General features: G+C 68.5%; 19 protein-coding genes and 1 pseudogene. 12 read left to right on the top strand and 8 right to left on the bottom strand.

Annotated elements, in window-relative coordinates; all coding sequences use genetic code 11:
• Nucleotides 1-220: 220 nt before the first annotated feature.
• Together ACFWGJ_RS18765 and ACFWGJ_RS18760 are read right to left on the bottom strand one after the other, a co-directional pair.
• Nucleotides 221-562 (bottom strand): ArsR/SmtB family transcription factor, encoded by a 342-nt coding sequence (locus ACFWGJ_RS18765; protein WP_384810695.1) that lies wholly within the window; start codon nucleotides 560-562, stop codon nucleotides 221-223.
• 111 nt (nucleotides 563-673) lie between these two features.
• The gene (locus ACFWGJ_RS18760) at nucleotides 674-1,033 is read right to left on the bottom strand and encodes an ArsR/SmtB family transcription factor (protein ID WP_387325586.1); all 360 of its coding nucleotides are present in this window, start codon (nucleotides 1,031-1,033) and stop codon (nucleotides 674-676) included.
• A gap of 163 nt (nucleotides 1,034-1,196) precedes the next feature.
• Between ACFWGJ_RS18760 and ACFWGJ_RS18755 the strand changes: the two genes are divergently transcribed.
• The 4 genes from ACFWGJ_RS18755 to ACFWGJ_RS18740 all read left to right on the top strand — a co-directional run bounded on the left by ACFWGJ_RS18755 (nucleotide 1,197) and on the right by ACFWGJ_RS18740 (nucleotide 4,854).
• The gene (locus tag ACFWGJ_RS18755; protein ID WP_387325583.1) at nucleotides 1,197-2,591 is read left to right on the top strand and encodes an FAD-dependent oxidoreductase; all 1,395 of its coding nucleotides are present in this window, start codon (nucleotides 1,197-1,199) and stop codon (nucleotides 2,589-2,591) included.
• Between the two features lie 68 nt (nucleotides 2,592-2,659).
• On the top strand, nucleotides 2,660-3,118 hold the full coding sequence (locus tag ACFWGJ_RS18750) for an ArsI/CadI family heavy metal resistance metalloenzyme (protein WP_387325581.1): 459 nt from the start codon (nucleotides 2,660-2,662) through the stop codon (nucleotides 3,116-3,118).
• Between the two features lie 7 nt (nucleotides 3,119-3,125).
• Nucleotides 3,126-4,349 (top strand): MFS transporter, encoded by a 1,224-nt coding sequence (locus tag ACFWGJ_RS18745; protein ID WP_387325578.1) that lies wholly within the window; start codon nucleotides 3,126-3,128, stop codon nucleotides 4,347-4,349.
• A gap of 145 nt (nucleotides 4,350-4,494) precedes the next feature.
• A complete protein-coding gene (locus tag ACFWGJ_RS18740) occupies nucleotides 4,495-4,854 on the top strand; it encodes an ArsR/SmtB family transcription factor (protein WP_384810745.1) in 360 nt (119 codons plus the stop codon).
• Here ACFWGJ_RS18740 and ACFWGJ_RS18735 read toward each other — a convergent pair.
• From ACFWGJ_RS18735 to ACFWGJ_RS18720, 4 genes and pseudogenes are all read right to left on the bottom strand, one after another.
• A pseudogene (locus tag ACFWGJ_RS18735) lies at nucleotides 4,843-5,421 on the bottom strand (pyridine nucleotide-disulfide oxidoreductase); the annotation flags it as partial. The gene ACFWGJ_RS18740 and the pseudogene ACFWGJ_RS18735 overlap by 12 nt on opposite strands.
• 14 nt (nucleotides 5,422-5,435) lie before the next feature.
• The gene (locus ACFWGJ_RS18730) at nucleotides 5,436-5,690 is read right to left on the bottom strand and encodes a DUF2180 family protein (RefSeq protein WP_387325575.1); all 255 of its coding nucleotides are present in this window, start codon (nucleotides 5,688-5,690) and stop codon (nucleotides 5,436-5,438) included.
• The gene (arsB, locus tag ACFWGJ_RS18725) at nucleotides 5,690-6,802 is read right to left on the bottom strand and encodes an ACR3 family arsenite efflux transporter (RefSeq protein ID WP_384810679.1); all 1,113 of its coding nucleotides are present in this window, start codon (nucleotides 6,800-6,802) and stop codon (nucleotides 5,690-5,692) included. Before arsB ends, ACFWGJ_RS18730 begins: the two co-directional genes overlap by 1 nt.
• Nucleotides 6,799-7,107: an ArsR/SmtB family transcription factor gene (locus tag ACFWGJ_RS18720; protein WP_387325571.1), complete on the bottom strand. Its 309-nt coding sequence runs from the start codon at nucleotides 7,105-7,107 to the stop codon at nucleotides 6,799-6,801. The genes arsB and ACFWGJ_RS18720 overlap by 4 nt, the downstream gene beginning before the upstream one ends.
• Nucleotides 7,108-7,211: 104 nt before the next feature.
• Between ACFWGJ_RS18720 and ACFWGJ_RS18715 the strand changes: the two genes are divergently transcribed.
• From ACFWGJ_RS18715 to ACFWGJ_RS18695, 5 genes are all read left to right on the top strand, one after another.
• Entirely contained in the window at nucleotides 7,212-7,847 is a 636-nt protein-coding gene (locus ACFWGJ_RS18715) for a low molecular weight phosphatase family protein (RefSeq protein ID WP_387325568.1), read from the top strand.
• A 55-nt stretch (nucleotides 7,848-7,902) separates the two neighbouring features.
• Nucleotides 7,903-8,322, top strand: a complete 420-nt coding sequence (locus ACFWGJ_RS18710) for an arsenate reductase ArsC (protein WP_387325565.1) — start codon at nucleotides 7,903-7,905, stop codon at nucleotides 8,320-8,322.
• A 5-nt stretch (nucleotides 8,323-8,327) separates the two neighbouring features.
• A complete protein-coding gene (gene trxB, locus ACFWGJ_RS18705) occupies nucleotides 8,328-9,308 on the top strand; it encodes a thioredoxin-disulfide reductase (RefSeq protein WP_387325562.1) in 981 nt (326 codons plus the stop codon).
• A 34-nt stretch (nucleotides 9,309-9,342) separates the two neighbouring features.
• Nucleotides 9,343-9,666: a thioredoxin gene (gene trxA / locus ACFWGJ_RS18700; protein WP_387325559.1), complete on the top strand. Its 324-nt coding sequence runs from the start codon at nucleotides 9,343-9,345 to the stop codon at nucleotides 9,664-9,666.
• 541 nt (nucleotides 9,667-10,207) lie between these two features.
• Complete coding sequence (locus ACFWGJ_RS18695; protein WP_387325557.1) at nucleotides 10,208-10,747, top strand: DinB family protein; 540 nt, start codon at nucleotides 10,208-10,210, stop codon at nucleotides 10,745-10,747.
• 289 nt (nucleotides 10,748-11,036) lie between these two features.
• Here ACFWGJ_RS18695 and ACFWGJ_RS18690 read toward each other — a convergent pair whose 3' ends face one another.
• Nucleotides 11,037-11,534 (bottom strand): toll/interleukin-1 receptor domain-containing protein, encoded by a 498-nt coding sequence (locus ACFWGJ_RS18690; RefSeq protein ID WP_387325554.1) that lies wholly within the window; start codon nucleotides 11,532-11,534, stop codon nucleotides 11,037-11,039.
• Between the two features lie 341 nt (nucleotides 11,535-11,875).
• Between ACFWGJ_RS18690 and ACFWGJ_RS18685 the strand changes: the two genes are divergently transcribed.
• Both ACFWGJ_RS18685 and ACFWGJ_RS18680 read left to right on the top strand, forming a co-directional pair.
• Nucleotides 11,876-12,112 (top strand): hypothetical protein, encoded by a 237-nt coding sequence (locus ACFWGJ_RS18685; protein ID WP_387325551.1) that lies wholly within the window; start codon nucleotides 11,876-11,878, stop codon nucleotides 12,110-12,112.
• Nucleotides 12,109-12,882, top strand: coding sequence for a siderophore-interacting protein (locus ACFWGJ_RS18680; RefSeq protein ID WP_387325548.1), 774 nt, complete (start codon nucleotides 12,109-12,111; stop codon nucleotides 12,880-12,882). The genes ACFWGJ_RS18685 and ACFWGJ_RS18680 overlap by 4 nt, the downstream gene beginning before the upstream one ends.
• Here the strand turns inward: ACFWGJ_RS18680 and ACFWGJ_RS18675 are convergent.
• Nucleotides 12,818-13,603, bottom strand: a complete 786-nt coding sequence (locus ACFWGJ_RS18675; protein ID WP_387325545.1) for an SDR family NAD(P)-dependent oxidoreductase — start codon at nucleotides 13,601-13,603, stop codon at nucleotides 12,818-12,820. The genes ACFWGJ_RS18680 and ACFWGJ_RS18675 overlap by 65 nt on opposite strands.
• Nucleotides 13,604-13,688: 85 nt before the next feature.
• Between ACFWGJ_RS18675 and ACFWGJ_RS18670 the strand changes: the two genes are divergently transcribed.
• The gene (locus tag ACFWGJ_RS18670; RefSeq protein WP_387325542.1) at nucleotides 13,689-14,546 is read left to right on the top strand and encodes a helix-turn-helix domain-containing protein; all 858 of its coding nucleotides are present in this window, start codon (nucleotides 13,689-13,691) and stop codon (nucleotides 14,544-14,546) included.
• Nucleotides 14,547-15,389: the final 843 nt, after the last annotated feature.

Here is a 15,389-nt window from a genome sequence, read left to right as displayed (position 1 = left end):
TCATCACAGGCCCCACCCGCTACGTTGGGTCACCCTTCGTGGCAGCCCTCATCAGGACCGGCACACGTCACGCCTCCACCGCAAGCCTTCGACTGATATCGGAGCAAGCTGACGCTGCGAGCCCAAATCAAGCAGCGACTTCCGCTGCCTCCGCGAAACGACTCCCCACCTCTCATGTGCGTAGCCAAAGCCGGAGAACGTGATCTCTCGCAGGTGACCGTCAGACGTTGACCTGGCTGCGCTGATGCAGGATCTGCATCAGCGCAGAGCGCACCCCTTCTCCCAGCCTGTAGTAGATGAGCCGGCCATCGCGTCGGCTCTCGATCAGGCCGATGCATCGCAGCCGTTTCAGGTGATGGCTGACGGTCGCCAGAGACACACCGACGTCCGCCAGTTCATGCACGGCGACCTCGGCCCCGGACTGTTCCGCCAACTGCATCAGGAGTTGCAGGCGGACAGGGTCCCCGAGGGTTTTGAACACGTTGGACCACCAGACCATGTCGGCCGCGCTCAGCTCCAGGCACGAACCGTCACAGGCGAACGCAGTCCCTTTCTGACACATGACGTCTCCCTCCCAGCGTCCCTTCTGGGATACGCACCGGTCGGTATGCCCCTACGCCCCGGCCGGTGAATCTGACCGACACCTCCACTACGGCCGCCGGAGCCTACCGGTTCAGGCGGTCTGTGACAGCAGCCCCGCCATCGCCGACAACACGCCGGGCGCGACGCTGTAGTACACCCAGCTGGCGCGGCGCTCCGATTCGAGAAGCCCGGCTTCTCGCAGCTTCCGCAGGTGGTGGCTGACAGTGGGCTGAGAGACTCCGACGTCCTGGATGTCGCAGACGCAGGCTTCTCCGCCCGGCCGGGCGGCGATCTTCGAGAACAGCCGCAGCCGGACGGGGTCGGACAGCGCCTTGAACATGACGGCGATCTTCTCCGAGTCGGCAGCGGACAGCTCTTCCCTCCCCAGCGGCTGGCAGCACCAGCTCAAGGTGGCGTTCAGGTCGGTGGAGCCCAGAGCCAGATTAGACATACCTCTATGTTGACAGTCATCAAATCATTTGCCAAGCAGGAAACGGAAGCCCCCGGAGCCCACTCGGGCACGGATTCGATGAACTTCTATGTTGACGCACATCGATCCTAGGGGCATGCTGGGCGGCATCGACAAACATCGAATCCGAGGAGTCGTCGCCATCATGTCCGCTGCCCCTGGTCTGCCTGTAGTTGTCATCGGCGCCGGCCCCATCGGCCTGGCCGCCGCAGCCCACCTGTCCGACCGGGGCCTGCGTCCTCTGGTTCTCGAAGCCGGGCCCGCTGCGGGCACCGCCGTGCGCGAATGGGCACACGTCCGGCTCTTCTCCACCTGGGGAGAGGTCGTCGACCCGGCGGCCGAGAAGCTCCTGTCGCCGACCGGCTGGAGCAAGCCCGACGCCGACACCTACCCCAGCGGTGGTGACTGGGCCGAGCGCTACCTGCAGCCGCTCGCGGACGTTCTCGGTGATCACGTCCGCTACGGCGCCCGTGTCACCGGCGTCTCGAAGGCCGGCCGCGACCGCGTCGTGGACACCGACCGGGACACGCAGCCCTTCGTCGTGCACGTCCAGTACGCCGACGACCGGGAAGAGCGGATCCTCGCCGCCGCCATCATCGACGCTTCCGGCACCTGGGCCCTGGCCGCCCCCGCCGGCGGCAGCGGGCTGCCCGCCCTCGGCGAGCGCGCGGCGGCCGAGCGCGTCAGCTACCGCGTCCCCGACCTCACGGACCCGGCCGTACGCGCCCGCTACGCGGGCAAGCGCATCGCCGTCATCGGTTCGGGCGCCTCCGCGTTCACCGCTCTCTCCTCGCTGGCCGAGCTGGCGCAGTCCAAGGACGGTACGGACACGAAGGCGGTATGGGTGCTGCGTCGCGGCATCTCCGGCTCCACCTTCGGCGGCGGAGAAGCCGACGAACTGCCCGCGCGCGGCGCTCTCGGCCTGGCGGCCAAGGCCGCCGTCGACAACGGCCACGCCGAGGCGGTCACCGGCTTCCGTACCGAGACCGTCGAAAGCGGCGCCGAAGGCCGCCTGGTCCTGGTCGCCGAGGACGGGCGGCGGCTGCAGGCAGTGGACGAGGTCATTGTCCTGACCGGGTTCCGCCCGGACCTGTCCTTCCTGTCCGAGGTGCGCCTGCGTCTGGACGAGCGCCTGCAGGCACCGGTGGAACTCGCCCCGCTGATCGACCCCAACCAGCACTCCTGCGGCACCGTCTACCCGCACGGCCATCGTGAACTCTCCCACCCGGACGCCGGTGTCTACCTCGTCGGCATGAAGAGCTACGGCCGCGCTCCCACCTTCCTGGCGATGACCGGCTACGAGCAGGTCCGCTCCGTGGCGGCCTCCCTGGCGGGCGACACCGAGGCAGCCGACCGTGTGGAACTGGTCCTGCCGGAGACCGGCGTGTGCGGGGGCTCCGGGCTGTTCGACACGGCCGACGCCTCCCCGGCCGCGACGGAAGGCTGCTGCGCCCCGGCCCCCGTTGTCTCTCAGCCGGTCGAACTCAACACCGTCTCCCCGGCCTCGGCAAGCACGTCCGGCGGCTGCTGCAGCTCCTGAACATCGCCGCCCGCCGCCGTCACGGCCGCGGGCTTCACGCGCCATCGAACCGACAGGAGGAACGCCCCATGTCCCGGATGCAACTCGCGCTGCGAGTGCCCGACCTGCAGGCCGCGATCACCTTCTACAGCAAGCTGTTCGGCACCGAGCCGGCCAAGCTGCGGGATGGCTACGCCAACTTCGCGATCACCGAGCCCGCGCTCAAGCTCGTCCTCATCGAAGGGACGGCGGGCGAGGACACCCGCCTGGACCATCTCGGCATCGAAGTAGCGTCCACCGAGGACGTCCAGGCGGCCACCGCCCGGTTGGACGAGGCAGGGCTGGCCACCACCGAGGAGAAGGACACCGCCTGCTGTTACGCCCTTCAGGACAAGGTCTGGGTGCGCGGTCCCGGCCAGGAGCCGTGGGAGGTCTACGTGGTCAAGGCCGACGCCGACACCCTGGCCAAGCAGGCCGGAAGCACCTGCTGCACCCCTGCGGGCGCCGCCCGGCCCGAACAGCAGCCCCACGTGGAAAGTTGCTGCTGACCGACTCATGAGCGACCTCTCTGTGGCCACCGCGGCCGCCGTCACCGATCAACCGACGCGGCCGCGGGCGGCCCTCCCCGCCCTGTGCCTGACCCAGATCACCAGCTGGGGCATCGTCTATTACGCCTTTCCCGTCCTCAATCCGCAGATCACCACTGCCACCGGCTGGAGCGCGGCCACGACCACGGCCGCGTTCTCCGCCGCCCTCCTCGTCTCCGCCCTGGCCGGTATCCGCATCGGCCGCATCCTGGACGCCCATGGCCCCCGCACGGTCATGACCGCCGGCTCCGTCATCGGCACGGCCAGCCTGGTCGTCATCGCCACCGCACCCAACTTGATCCTCTTCACGGTCGGTTGGCTGCTGGCCGGTCTCGCCATGGCGTCCACCTTCTACCAGCCCGCTTTCGCCGCACTCACCCGCTGGTGGGCCCCGAACCACATACGCGCCCTGACCACCGTCACTCTCGCCGGCGGTCTGGCCTCCACCGTCTTCGCACCTCTGACCGCCCAGTTGTCCGGCCACTTCGACTGGCGGGACACGTACCTGATCCTGGCCGCCGTCCTGGCCGCCGTGACCATCCCCGCCCACGCCTTCGCCCTACGGGGCCCGTGGCCTCCCGCGCCGCCCCCGGCCCCGACCGGCGTCCCGGCCACACCGGGCGCCATCACCCGCAGCCGTCCCTTCCTGCTCCTTGCCGCCGCTCTGACCCTCTCGGCGTTCGCGATGTACGCCGTGGTCGTCACCCTCGTCCCCCTGCTGCTCAACCGCGGCTACACCGCGACCCAGGCGGCCTGGGCCCTGGGCCTCGGCGGGGCCGGACAGACTCTCGGCCGCACCCTCTATGCCGCCCTGGCCCGTCGCAGCTCACCGGCCCTGCGTGCCGCTGTCCTCATCGGCCTGGGAGGAGTGACCACCGCCGCCTTCGCGCTTGTCCCCGGTCCGTACTCACTGCTGGCAGTCCTGGCCGTCGTCGCCGGAACCGTCCGCGGCAACCTGACCCTGCTGCAGGCCACCGCCGTCACCGACCGGTGGGGCGCCAACCGCTACGGCCGCCTGTCCGGCATCCTTGCCGCCCCCATGACGACCGCCTCAGCACTCGCCCCCTTCGCCGGCACCGCCCTGGCCGTACCGCTGGGCGGCTACCCCCACCTGTTCGTCGTCCTGTCTCTGGTGTCGGCCGCAGCCGCACTCATCGCCTGGCACACCACCCCCACCGGCCGGACAGCCTGACAGCCTGGAACCGCGCCCAACAGCCGACCAATCCTGGCCAAATGGCCGACAAATCACTGCCGAACGCACAGTGCGACCATTTTCGGTCGTGCCAAAGCGATCACTCAGCGCTTATGGTCGGTACGTGGCTGTCATAGATCTGGAGATGTCGGAGGACGGGTTCCTCGAAGGCGGTTCGTGCGGGCCGGGGTTGAACTGCAAACCCCTGAGCCGCTCCGAGGCCGAACAGTTGTCGACGATGCTGCGAACCATCGCCGACCCCACCCGTCTACAGCTGTTCCGACTACTGGAGCAGGCCCCGAACGGTGAAGCCTGTGTCTGCGACCTGGCCGACAGTCTGGAACTGCGCCAGTCGACCGTCAGCCACCATCTGAAAATCATGACCGAGGCTGGGCTCCTGGACCGCGAACGGCGCGGCACCTGGGCCTGGTTCTCCGTCAACCACGACGGACTGCAGCGAATTCGGTCCATCCTGGACCCGGTTCCCCGGGCCTCACCCGAGTGACGACATGCCGACGAGCCCGGCGATTTCACCAGCCGCGTCGCGTGCCGGCCGCCCGGCCCCGATGAGCGTCGCGGAGGCAGGACCCGTCCAGTCGCCGTAGCCGAGAAGGTGCAGTCGAGGCTCCTCCAGGCATCGAGTTCCCTGGGTGGCGATGTGACCGCGCGGGCTACGCAGGCCCAGGGGTGACAGGTGCGAGAGGGCGGGGCGGAAGCCGGTGCACCAGATCACCCGGTCGGCAGGCGCCCTCGTACCGTCGGCCCAGACGGCGCCGTCGCGGTCGAGGCGTGCGAACATGGGCGACGTTTTCAGCAGCCCGGCATCCCGCGCTGCCCGCACGGGCGGTACGGCGACGATGTCACCCAGTGCGGCGACGCCTCCGGAGTCGGTGCGGCCTTCGTCGAGTGCGCGGCGGCGGGCTGTGGCCGCGTCGAACAGAGCCCGGCCGTCGATGTCGTCGGCGAGAAAACGGGGCGGGCGCTGGGTCACCCAGGTCAGTTCTGTGTCGTACGCCAGGTCGGCGGCGATCTGTGCACCCGAGTTGCCGCCACCGACGACGATCACCACCTGTGTGTGCTGCTCGCTCATGACGAGGTGAAAATGGAGTCGGCCGTCTGCGGGCAGCACTCCGCATGAGCACGGTGGGCCGCGGCGCAGACACCGCACAGCAGTCGGCGTACCGGCGGCTCGGTGGCCACCGGATAGGAGATCGGCTTCGTACAGGTCAGGAACTGTTCGGACACTTCGCAGTGGTCAGGGCAGACGGCGGCTCCACACTGGGCGCAGACGCCGACGGCCGTGACCTGTGCCCCGATGCCGGAGCATTCCAGACAGTGCATCAGCTCTCCCGCGAAGCAGCCGTCAGCTGTCGGTCGGCGCTGAACTTCCGTCGCCAGGCCAGGGAGACGTACACGAGGGCGACCAGAACCGGCACTTCGATGAGCGGGCCGACGACGCCCGACAAGGCCTGTCCTGAGGTGACACCGAAGGTGGCGATGGCGACCGCGATCGCCAACTCGAAGTTGTTGCCGGCAGCCGTGAAGGCGAGCGTCGCCGTGCGGTCGTACGCCAGGCCGATCACCTTGCCGAGGGCGAAGGTGCCGAACCACATGACCGCGAAGTACACGAGCAGCGGCAGCGCGATACGGACCACGTCCAGCGGCTGGGAGGTGATCGTCTTTCCCTGCAGGGCGAAGAGGATGACGATCGTGAAGAGCAGGCCGTACAGGGCCCAGGGGCCGATCTTCGGGAGGAAGTTGGACTCGTACCTCTCGCGGCCGAGTTTCTTCTCGCCGATCCGGCGGGTCAGGAACCCGGCCAGGAGCGGAACGCCGAGGAAGATGACGACGTTCAGGGCGATCTTCCACATGGAGATGTCGAGGTGCTCGCCGTCGCCCAGGCCGAGCCAGCCGGGCAGCAGGTCGAGGTAGAACCAGCCGAGCAGGCCGAACGCCAGGACCTGGAAGACCGAGTTGAGCGCGACCAGGACGGCGGCGGCTTCGCGGTCGCCGCAGGCGAGGTCGTTCCAGATGATGACCATGGCGATGCAGCGGGCGAGCCCGACGATGATCAGGCCGGTGCGGTACTCGGGCAGGTCCGGCAGGAAGATCCAGGCCAGCGCGAACATGATCGCGGGGCCGACGATCCAGTTGATGACCAGCGACGCGGCCATGAGCCTGCGGTCGCCGGTGACGGCGTCGAGCTTGTCGTAGCGAACCTTGGCCAGGACCGGATACATCATGATCAGCAGGCCGACGGCGATGGGCAGCGAGATGCCGCCGATCTCGACCTTGGCGAGAGCGTCGTTCAGTCCGGGGATGAGCCTGCCCAGGCCCAGACCGAGGGCCATGGCGGCGAGGATCCAGACGGCGAGAAAGCGGTCGAGCGTCGAGAGCTTCGCGACGACCGAGGGGTCCTCGGTCGTGGTCGCGGGTGCTTCGGTGGGGGTCACGGACAGGCCCTCTTGTTGTCGGCGGCGCTGCGAGCGGACGCGGCCAGGTCGGCGAACTGGCCGGCGAGCCGGTCGATCACGTCCGGGCGGAGCTTGTAGTAGGTGAACCGCCCGCACGGCTCGGTCTCGACGACCCCCGTCTCGCGCAGCACCCTGAGGTGGTTGGAGAGGTTGGTCTGCTTGGCACCGGTCTCCTCCACCAGGTGGGTGGTGCACAGCGTTTCGCGGGCGAGCAGGGTCACGATGTGGAGTCTGAGCGGGTCGGCTAAAACACGGATCAGATCAGTGTCGACTGATGTCAGCATGCACTGATACTGTCACATCAGTCGGGACTGATACCAGTCCGGGCTGACCTTTGGGCCCGCCAGCAGCACCCACTGGGCCCATGACCCGTAGAAGGGGGTCACCAATGAACGCATCCCCACCCCCGGTTTTCCCCGATCAGCGCCTTGCAGCAGGCGTGTCCCGGCTCGCGTCGCGTTACCGCGGCCAGTTCTCGGCAGAGACCATCCAGCGAGTCGTCATCGACTCCTACGACCGTCTCGCCCAGCCCGCCCGCGTCCGCGGTCACCTCGTCGTGCTCGCCGAGCGCCTCGCCACCGAGCGTCTTGACGCTCTCGCCCACGTCGAGGAACAGCCCGACGTCGGACTGCCCCGAGTGCTGTTCGTCTGCGCTCACAACGCCGGCCGCTCCCAGATGGCGGCCGCCCTTCTCGCCCATCGCGCGGCCGGGCAGGTGGTCGTCTCCTCCGCCGGCACGCACCCGGCCTCCGACGTCGAACCGGCCGTCGTCCAGGTGCTGACCGAGGCCGGCCTGAATCTCGGCGACGCGTTCCCCAAGCCGCTCACCGAGGAGGTCGTCCAGGCCGCCGACGTCGTCATCACCATGGGCTGCGGCGACGCCTGCCCGGTCGTACCGGGCCGCCGCTACCTCGACTGGCCCATCAGCGACCCCGAGGGCGCACCGATCACTGTCGTACGCGATATCCGCGACGAGATAGACGCCCGCATCACCGACTTGCTCGATTCCCTGCCGCACGCCTGACGGGCCGGCCGCTCCACCAACGCTCCACCTGATCCACCTCGTGAAGGAAGAACCGATGTCCCCGACTCCACTCGCCTCCGTGCTGTTCGTCTGTGTCCACAACGCGGGGCGATCACAGATGGCCGCCGGATTCCTCAACCACCTCGCGGGCGACCGGGTCGAGGTCCGCTCCGCTGGTTCGATCCCGGGCAACCAGGTCAACCCGGCCGCCGTCGAGGCCATGAACGAGGTCGGCGTCGACATCTCCGACCAGAGGCCAAAGATCCTCACCACCGAGGCCGTGCAGGCGTCCGACTACGTCATCACGATGGGCTGCGGGGACGCCTGCCCGATCTTCCCCGGCAAGAGGTACCTGGACTGGGACCTGGAAGACCCGGCCGGCAAGGGCGTCGAGTCCGTACGCCCCATCCGTGACGAGATCAGGGCGCGCATCGAGGCCCTGATCGCCGAGATCGACGCCAAGCGGGAGGTCTGAACACCGTGACCGCGAAGGACGGCATACGCGAGGTCATCGTCATCGGCTCCGGCCCTGCCGGATACACAGCGGCCCTCTACACCGCTCGCGCCGAACTCAAGCCGCTCGTCTTCGGCGGCGCCATCTTCGTCGGCGGCTCTTTGACCACGACCACCGAGGTCGAGAACTTCCCTGGCTTTCCCGAGGGGGTCGACGGCCCCCTCCTCATGGACAACATGCGGGCCCAGGCTGAGAGATTCGGCGCAGAGATGATCGACGACGACATCGTCGAGGTCGACCTGACCGGGTACATCAAGACCGTTACCGACACCGCGGGAACCATTTATCGGGCCAGAGCTGTCATCGTCGCCACAGGGTCGGGCTACCGCAAGCTCGGTCTACCGAAGGAGGACGAGCTGTCGGGCCGGGGCGTGTCATGGTGCGCGACGTGCGACGGCTTCTTCTTTCGCGACCGCGACATCGTGGTCGTCGGCGGAGGCGACACGGCCATGGAAGAGGCCACCTTCCTGACCCGCTTCGCCAGGTCGGTGACCGTCGTGCACCGCCGTTCCGCTCTGCGCGCCTCCCAGGTCATGCAGAACCGCGCCTTCTCCGACGACAAGATCGCCTTCGCCTTCGACAGCGAGGTCGCCGAACTCCACGAGGAGAACGGCAAACTGTCGGCCATCACACTGCGCGACACCCAGACCGGAGCCACGCGCCAACTGGCCGCGACCGGTCTGTTCATCGCGATCGGGCACGACCCGCGCACCGAACTCTTCCAGGGGCAGCTGGACCTCGACCCGTCGGGATACCTGACGGTCGAGTCACCGTCGACACGCACGAACGTCCCGGGCGTCTTCGGCGCCGGCGACGTCGTCGACCACACCTACCGCCAGGCCATCACCGCAGCCGGCTCCGGCTGCGCCGCCGCCCTGGACGCCGAGCGGTATCTGGCCGCCCTGGCCGACGCCTCTCTGGCGGCCGGGTCCCTCACGGTCGCCTGACGCAACCCGCCCCACCGAATACAAGGAGGCTCACATGGCCCTCAAGAATGTCACCGACGATTCCTTCGAACAGGACGTCCTCAAGAGCGACAAGCCCGTCCTCGTCGATTTCTGGGCGCCCTGGTGCGGTCCGTGCCGTCAGATCGCCCCGTCCCTGGAGGCGATAGCAGCCGAGCACGGCGACGCGATCGAGATCGTCAAGCTGAACATCGACGAGAACCCGGCGACCGCGGAGAAGTACGGCGTGATGTCCATTCCGACGATGAACGTCTACCGGGGCGGCGAGGTCGTGCAGACGATCGTCGGCGCGAAGCCGAAGGCCGCGCTCGAACGCGAGTTGGCCGCCCACCTCGGCTGAGGAAGAGCCAGCAGGGGATCGCTTCCACGCGCAACCCGATCGTCCCGAACGAGCGCTTCGGACTCTGCGCCCTCCCGAACCGCAACACCGCCGACCAGGGCCTCGATTTCCAGACGCAGAGATTGCCGATGTTCTGGTACGCACGGCGAAGGCGGCGATCTGGTTGAACGCCCGGCACCCCAGGGTGTCGTGGCCGCTGTGGAACCACCAGGCGATCGCGGGACTGCCATCGGGAAAACCGAGCTCCAGAAGCGGGTTGGCAGTCACGGTCTGGAGGTACTTGGTGCCAGGCCTGTAGTCGCTGGCGTCCTACGGCGTGGACCGCCGCACGCGGACACAAGGACCTTGTGGAGGATCCGGCCAGGCTCCGGCTGCTCTCGCCGACACACGAAGGCGGCCAGGCCTGCGTGGGCGACCTCTCCGGTGTCTGCGTCTGCCGATTGAAGCCTCCACCATCGGAATAGGCTGAAGGAGGCGGGCTGCTCGCCTTCGAGCGCTGTGGCATCTGGGGCTGAGCCGCCCGGAAAGGCCGGTGAGTCCGATGAGTACGTCGCCGCTGGACCGTCAGGCGATCCACGAGGAGCTGGAGCAGGCGCGTATGACGTTTCACCAGCTCCTCGACGGCGCGTGCGATGCCGACTTACGCCGGCCCACCGAAGGCACCCGGTGGACCAACGAGCAGCTGTTGTTCCACATGTTGTTCGGCTACATCCTCATCCGGCCGCTGCTGCTCCTGCTGCGGATCTTCGGCCGACTACCGCGCGGCGTCGGACGGAGCTTCGCCGGGCTCCTCAACGCCGGAACCAAACCCTTCGACGTCGTGAACTACCTCGGCCCCGTGGGTGGCGCGAGAGTCCTGGGTCGGCGCCGCATGGGAACTGCGTTCGATCGCGTAATCGCGTTCCTGCACCACCGGCTCGACGCCGAGCGGGAGGGCGACTTCGCACTGGCCATGTCCTATCCCGCCCGCTGGGATCCGTTCTTCTACGACGTCATGACCGTCGGGGACCTCTACCGCTATCCGCTCCGGCACTTCGAATTCCATCGCCGGCAGCTCACCCTGACCGACGACGATCGTTGATCGAGGAAAGGCTTCAGCCCTACGGTCACCCAGCCGCTGCGGCCAGAAACGCGCGGACAGGTGCGACGGGCCGGGGCTGAACGTTGCGTGCAGGAGAGCCATCAGGGCGAGCAGCACGACAGCACCCAGGCCGCCGAGGGCTGCCCGGGCCTGGCCGTGCTGGATGTGCCGTGCCGCATCTGGATCTCCTGGTGTGCTCCTGCTACGTCCGAGACTTCCTGGGACCAGCGCGGCCTGCAGGCCCTCCGCCCGCGACGGGCTGGTCCGACGTTCGCTGGTAATCCGGAAGTCAGGCAGCGGGAAGCGCGGCGGCAGCAGCAGCGATCTTGGCGGCGACGGCGTCGAGCGACGACTCCTTCGTGCTCAGCCCGGAGTGCGACGCGAGCATGGGGCTGACGTCATAGAGCTCGTCGAAGGTCACCCCGTGCGTCACAGGCACGACGCGGTTGGTGCCGAGCAGGACGGCGAGCTCCTTCTCGGCGATCCCCTCGTTCTTGATGCTTTCAAGCAGGGCTGGCGTGACCAGCACGATGCCGATCCGGGAGTTACGAAGCCCCTTGTCGATCTCCCGCATCTGCAACGAGCCCAGCGGGAGGTCTTCCTCGCTGAACCACACCGTCGCACCGCTCGTCTTCAGGTGACCGTAGAGCTCCTTCGCGCTGCCCTCGCGGTCGTTCCAGGCGTGACAGAGGAAGAGGTCTCGCTTGTCCGGGTGTACCTGTGCCTGTACCGCAGCCTTGTCGGCGTAGGGCTCGACCGCCCGCCACTCGGTCGGGGTGTACGACACCGTCCTGCCGGACCTGGTGCGCCGCAAGGTGCCGCCGCCATACGACCCGCCAGACGACCGACCGCCACCGCCGCTACCGCCGTAGGAGGGTCCGGACGAATACGACGGGGTGTGCGACCCCCGTCCCCAGCTGCTGCACGCTGGGCAGTTCGCGGCCCCACTCGCGGTGCGGTGGCCTCGGGAGGGTGCTGTGCATTGCGCCATGCGCCCATGCTAGAGCGAACCTCCGACGCAGTGTCGTGGTTTGTTGAACGGCCGACAGCAGCACGTTCGGGGCCGTCGCGGGCGTGGTTCGTCGGTGGTGCGACGTACGCTCTTTGCCCAACGAGGAAGGACGCAGGATGACGGATCCCACGCTCGACCAGATCGCCGCCGCGCAGGCCGACGCGCGCAACATGATGAAAACGACGCTCGGCTCCGACGGACCGACGTCGGGCACCAGCACGATCATCGAGCGCTACCTGGTGCGGTTACCGCTCGGAAACGGTTCAAAAGGAGTGGGGGTCGAGCTGGAAGCCGTGCGGCAGCCAGGCACCGCCTTGCAGGATCTGATCCTCTGCATCGGCGGGCGTCGGTGAAGGATGGCGGCTTGTCGGCATCAAGCCTCAGTTTACCGGTGGTCTCACGCAGTGCGCCGCGCCGACACTGGTCGCATGACCACGATGACGCTCAAGTCCCGTCCCCTGGGCAGGTAGCGGTGGCCTCCCGGATCCAGCGCTCGCACAAGCGGCGGAGGCTGTCGTTGACCGTGCAGGGAAGCGAGCAGCCCAGTCGGCACTTCATGACCGTCACACTGGGCGGCGAGGACGTCCGGCACCTTCAGCGATCAGGCTTTGACCAGGCCGGACGTCTGTTCTTCGCCGACCCCGACGACGACGCCACCGAGGTGTTCCTGCCCAGCAGCGAGCGGTGGCTTCTCCAACTCACGCAGCAGGGCGGCAAACATCGTCCGCGGGTGAGGACCTACTCGATCCGGCGGTTGCGGCCCGAGCGCAGCCGGTCCGGGCACCCGATGGGCGCGCGCCGCCGAGCCCGGCACAGGGTCGCGTTCCTCGACGAGGAACACAGCTACCTGGTCCCTGGTGTCGAAGTGCCGTGTGGCCGTCGGCGAGGACACGTCCGCGAACCGACCCGATGCCCCCCGATGCCCTCGGCTCGGCCCGTGAGCCGGCCGCCCGGCCCGCCGAGCGCCCCGTCCAGGGATCGCCCACCAGCACCGCCGGAACGCCTCACGCCCCGGCGCCACCATGTTGGCCCGTACACGGATAGCGGGGGCGTTCCGGTCAGGCCCCGGCGCCGCCGTCAACCGGCAGGATCGCGCCGGTCACCATGGAGGCGCGGTCACTGAGCAGCCAGGCCCCCGCTTCAGCGACCTCACGGGGCTCAGCCATGCGGCCGAGCGGGGTGGATGCCTCGATGCGCTCGACGATACCGGGCGTGGCGGCTTCCCAGGCGTCGATCATCTCGGTGGCGGTGCCGCCGGGGGTGATGCCGTTCACCCGGATCCCGGCAGGAGCCCAGTTGACCGCGGCCGTCTCGGTGAGGCTGTTGAGGGCACGCTTCATCGCCCCGTACGCGGGCAGGGCCGGGTTCGCACGGCGGCTGCCGATGCTGGAGGTGTTGACGATGGCCCCGCCGCCGCCCTGGCGCATGAGCGTGGCCTCGGCGTTCATGGCGGTCCAGTGCGCGCGGAAGTTCACCGTGAACTGCTCGTCGATGTCCGCGTCCGTGGTGCTGTCGACCGGGCCGGGCTGCTGCTGGCCGGCGGCGCCGTTGTTGAACGCGCCGTCGAGCCGTCCGTGGCGTTCCCCGACGCGGTCGATGGCGGCACGGATGCTCGCGCGGTCGGCGAGGTCAAGGGTGACGGCGTCGGCGACGCCGCCGTCCGCGCGGATCTCGGCGACGAGGCGATCGAGGGCGTCGGCGCTCCGGGCGGCGAGCACGACCTTCGCGCCCTCCCGTGCGAAGAGCCGGGCCGCGGCAGCGCCGATGCCGCGGCTGGCGCCGGTGATGAACACGACCTTGTCGTTCAGCAGGCCGATGGGGGTGTGGGTGGTGTCCTTGGTCATGCCGGAAGTGTTCGCCGGTTCCGGAACCGGATGCAGGCACAAGTCGTACCAGGATGGCGCCCGGTCGGGCGCGCACACTCGGTGTATGGACAAACAAGAGCTGGGGGCCTTTCTGCGGAGCCGTCGCGAGCGGCTCCGGCCCCAGGACGTGGGTATGCCATCGGGTCCGCGGCGCCGGACACCGGGTCTGCGCCGCGAGGAGGTGGCGGTCCTCGCGCACATCTCCACGGAGTACTACGTCCGTCTCGAACAGGGCCGGGCCGCCTCACGTCCCTCGGCAGAGGTCCTCGCCGGCATCGCGGGCGCCCTGCTGCTCACCGACGCCGAATCCGATCATCTTCATGTCCTCGCCGGTACCGCGCCCAGCAACACGAGACGGCACCGGCGCGACGTCCGCCCGAGCATCCTCGCCCTGCTCGAACGGCTTCCCCAGACGGCAGGCTTCGTCCTGTCCGCCACGTTCGAGGTGCTCGCGTGGAACGACCTCGCTGCCGCCCTCATGGAGGACTTCGCCGAGCTCACGCCCAGGAACCGCAACCTCGCACGTCGGGCATTCCTCGGTCACCACTCCCCCGGCGTTCCGCCCTACGGCGTGCGGGACCTCACCGAGTTCCGGCACCAGGCCGTCATGAGCCTGCGCAGCACCCTTGCGCGCTATCCCGCCGACCCCGCGGTAACGGACCTGATCGACGAACTCCGCGAGGAAAGTGCTGAGTTCGCCGCGCTCTGGGACCGTCACGACGTGCTGGCCACACCCACCCTCACCAAGACGTTCCACCATCCCGCCGTCGGCAGGGTCACCGTCGACTGCGACTCCCTGGCCCTCACCGAACGCGACCAGCACCTGGTGCTCTACAGCGCACCGCACGGGTCCCCGAGCGCTGAGGCGCTGGCCCTCCTCAACGTCCTGGGAGCGTCGGCCATCGACTACCGAAGCCCCTGACATGACACCGTGAACCCCAGAGGGCACATCGCGCCCCAGCACGGTGGGATGCGCGCCTGAGCGGCCCCGGGCGGGGGGTGCCCGGGGCATGACGGACCGTCTCGCGCATCCGGGGGATCAGGCGGCCGTGATGCTGTGATGAGGTGCGGGTGCGGGAGACCGTCCGTGCCGGACCCGCAGAGGGCCAGACGACCATGCGGGTAAGGCGCCAACAACCCATGCATCCGCGAGACTTCAAAAACTTCGTCAGCCGACGGGCGAAAGTGCAAGGCTACGGTCTCGCCCCCAAGACGGCCGGACCAGGCTCACCAAGGACGCCAGCCTGTCAGAGAGCGCCATAATCGCCAGTGCGACGGGGAAGCACAGACCCCCGCCGACCCGTGGAAAGAACCTCGCCGACAAACTGCTGTGTCACCAACCCAAAGAAGAGGACCCCACGGGAAGTTGCGCTCGACCTGGCCCTGTCGATCAAGAATGTCACCTTGTTCGAGGAGATCGTGGCCGCGTTGCTGAAGTCCGAGAAGCAGTAAACCCCCGCTACGGCGCCAGCTCGTAGTCAACCGTCTCCAGCCCGCAACCCGCCGCGCGTTCGGCCAGCGCGCCACGCTCACGGTCATCGACGGCCAGCTGCCAGCGCAGCTTCGTCGCCCCCAGTCCGCGGTGTAGGTGCAGCGGGCGTCGGCGAGGGGCGGAGTCCAGTCGGCCGGGTCCTGGTCGGACTTCGATCGATTGGTGCGGGCGGTGACTGCGCCTAGTAGTGCTTCGTTAGGTCTGTTCGTTGCGGCTGATCAGGAACATGTTGGATGGGTGGACGCACTTGAAGTAGGCCGTCTGCGGGCGGCG

Origin of the sequence: Streptomyces sp. NPDC060205, from assembly GCF_042728395.1 — a bacterium.
Lineage (GTDB): Bacteria > Actinomycetota > Actinomycetes > Streptomycetales > Streptomycetaceae > Streptomyces.
Note: the sequence above shows the minus strand (reverse complement) of the source record. Positions and strands in the feature narration are given on the sequence as shown.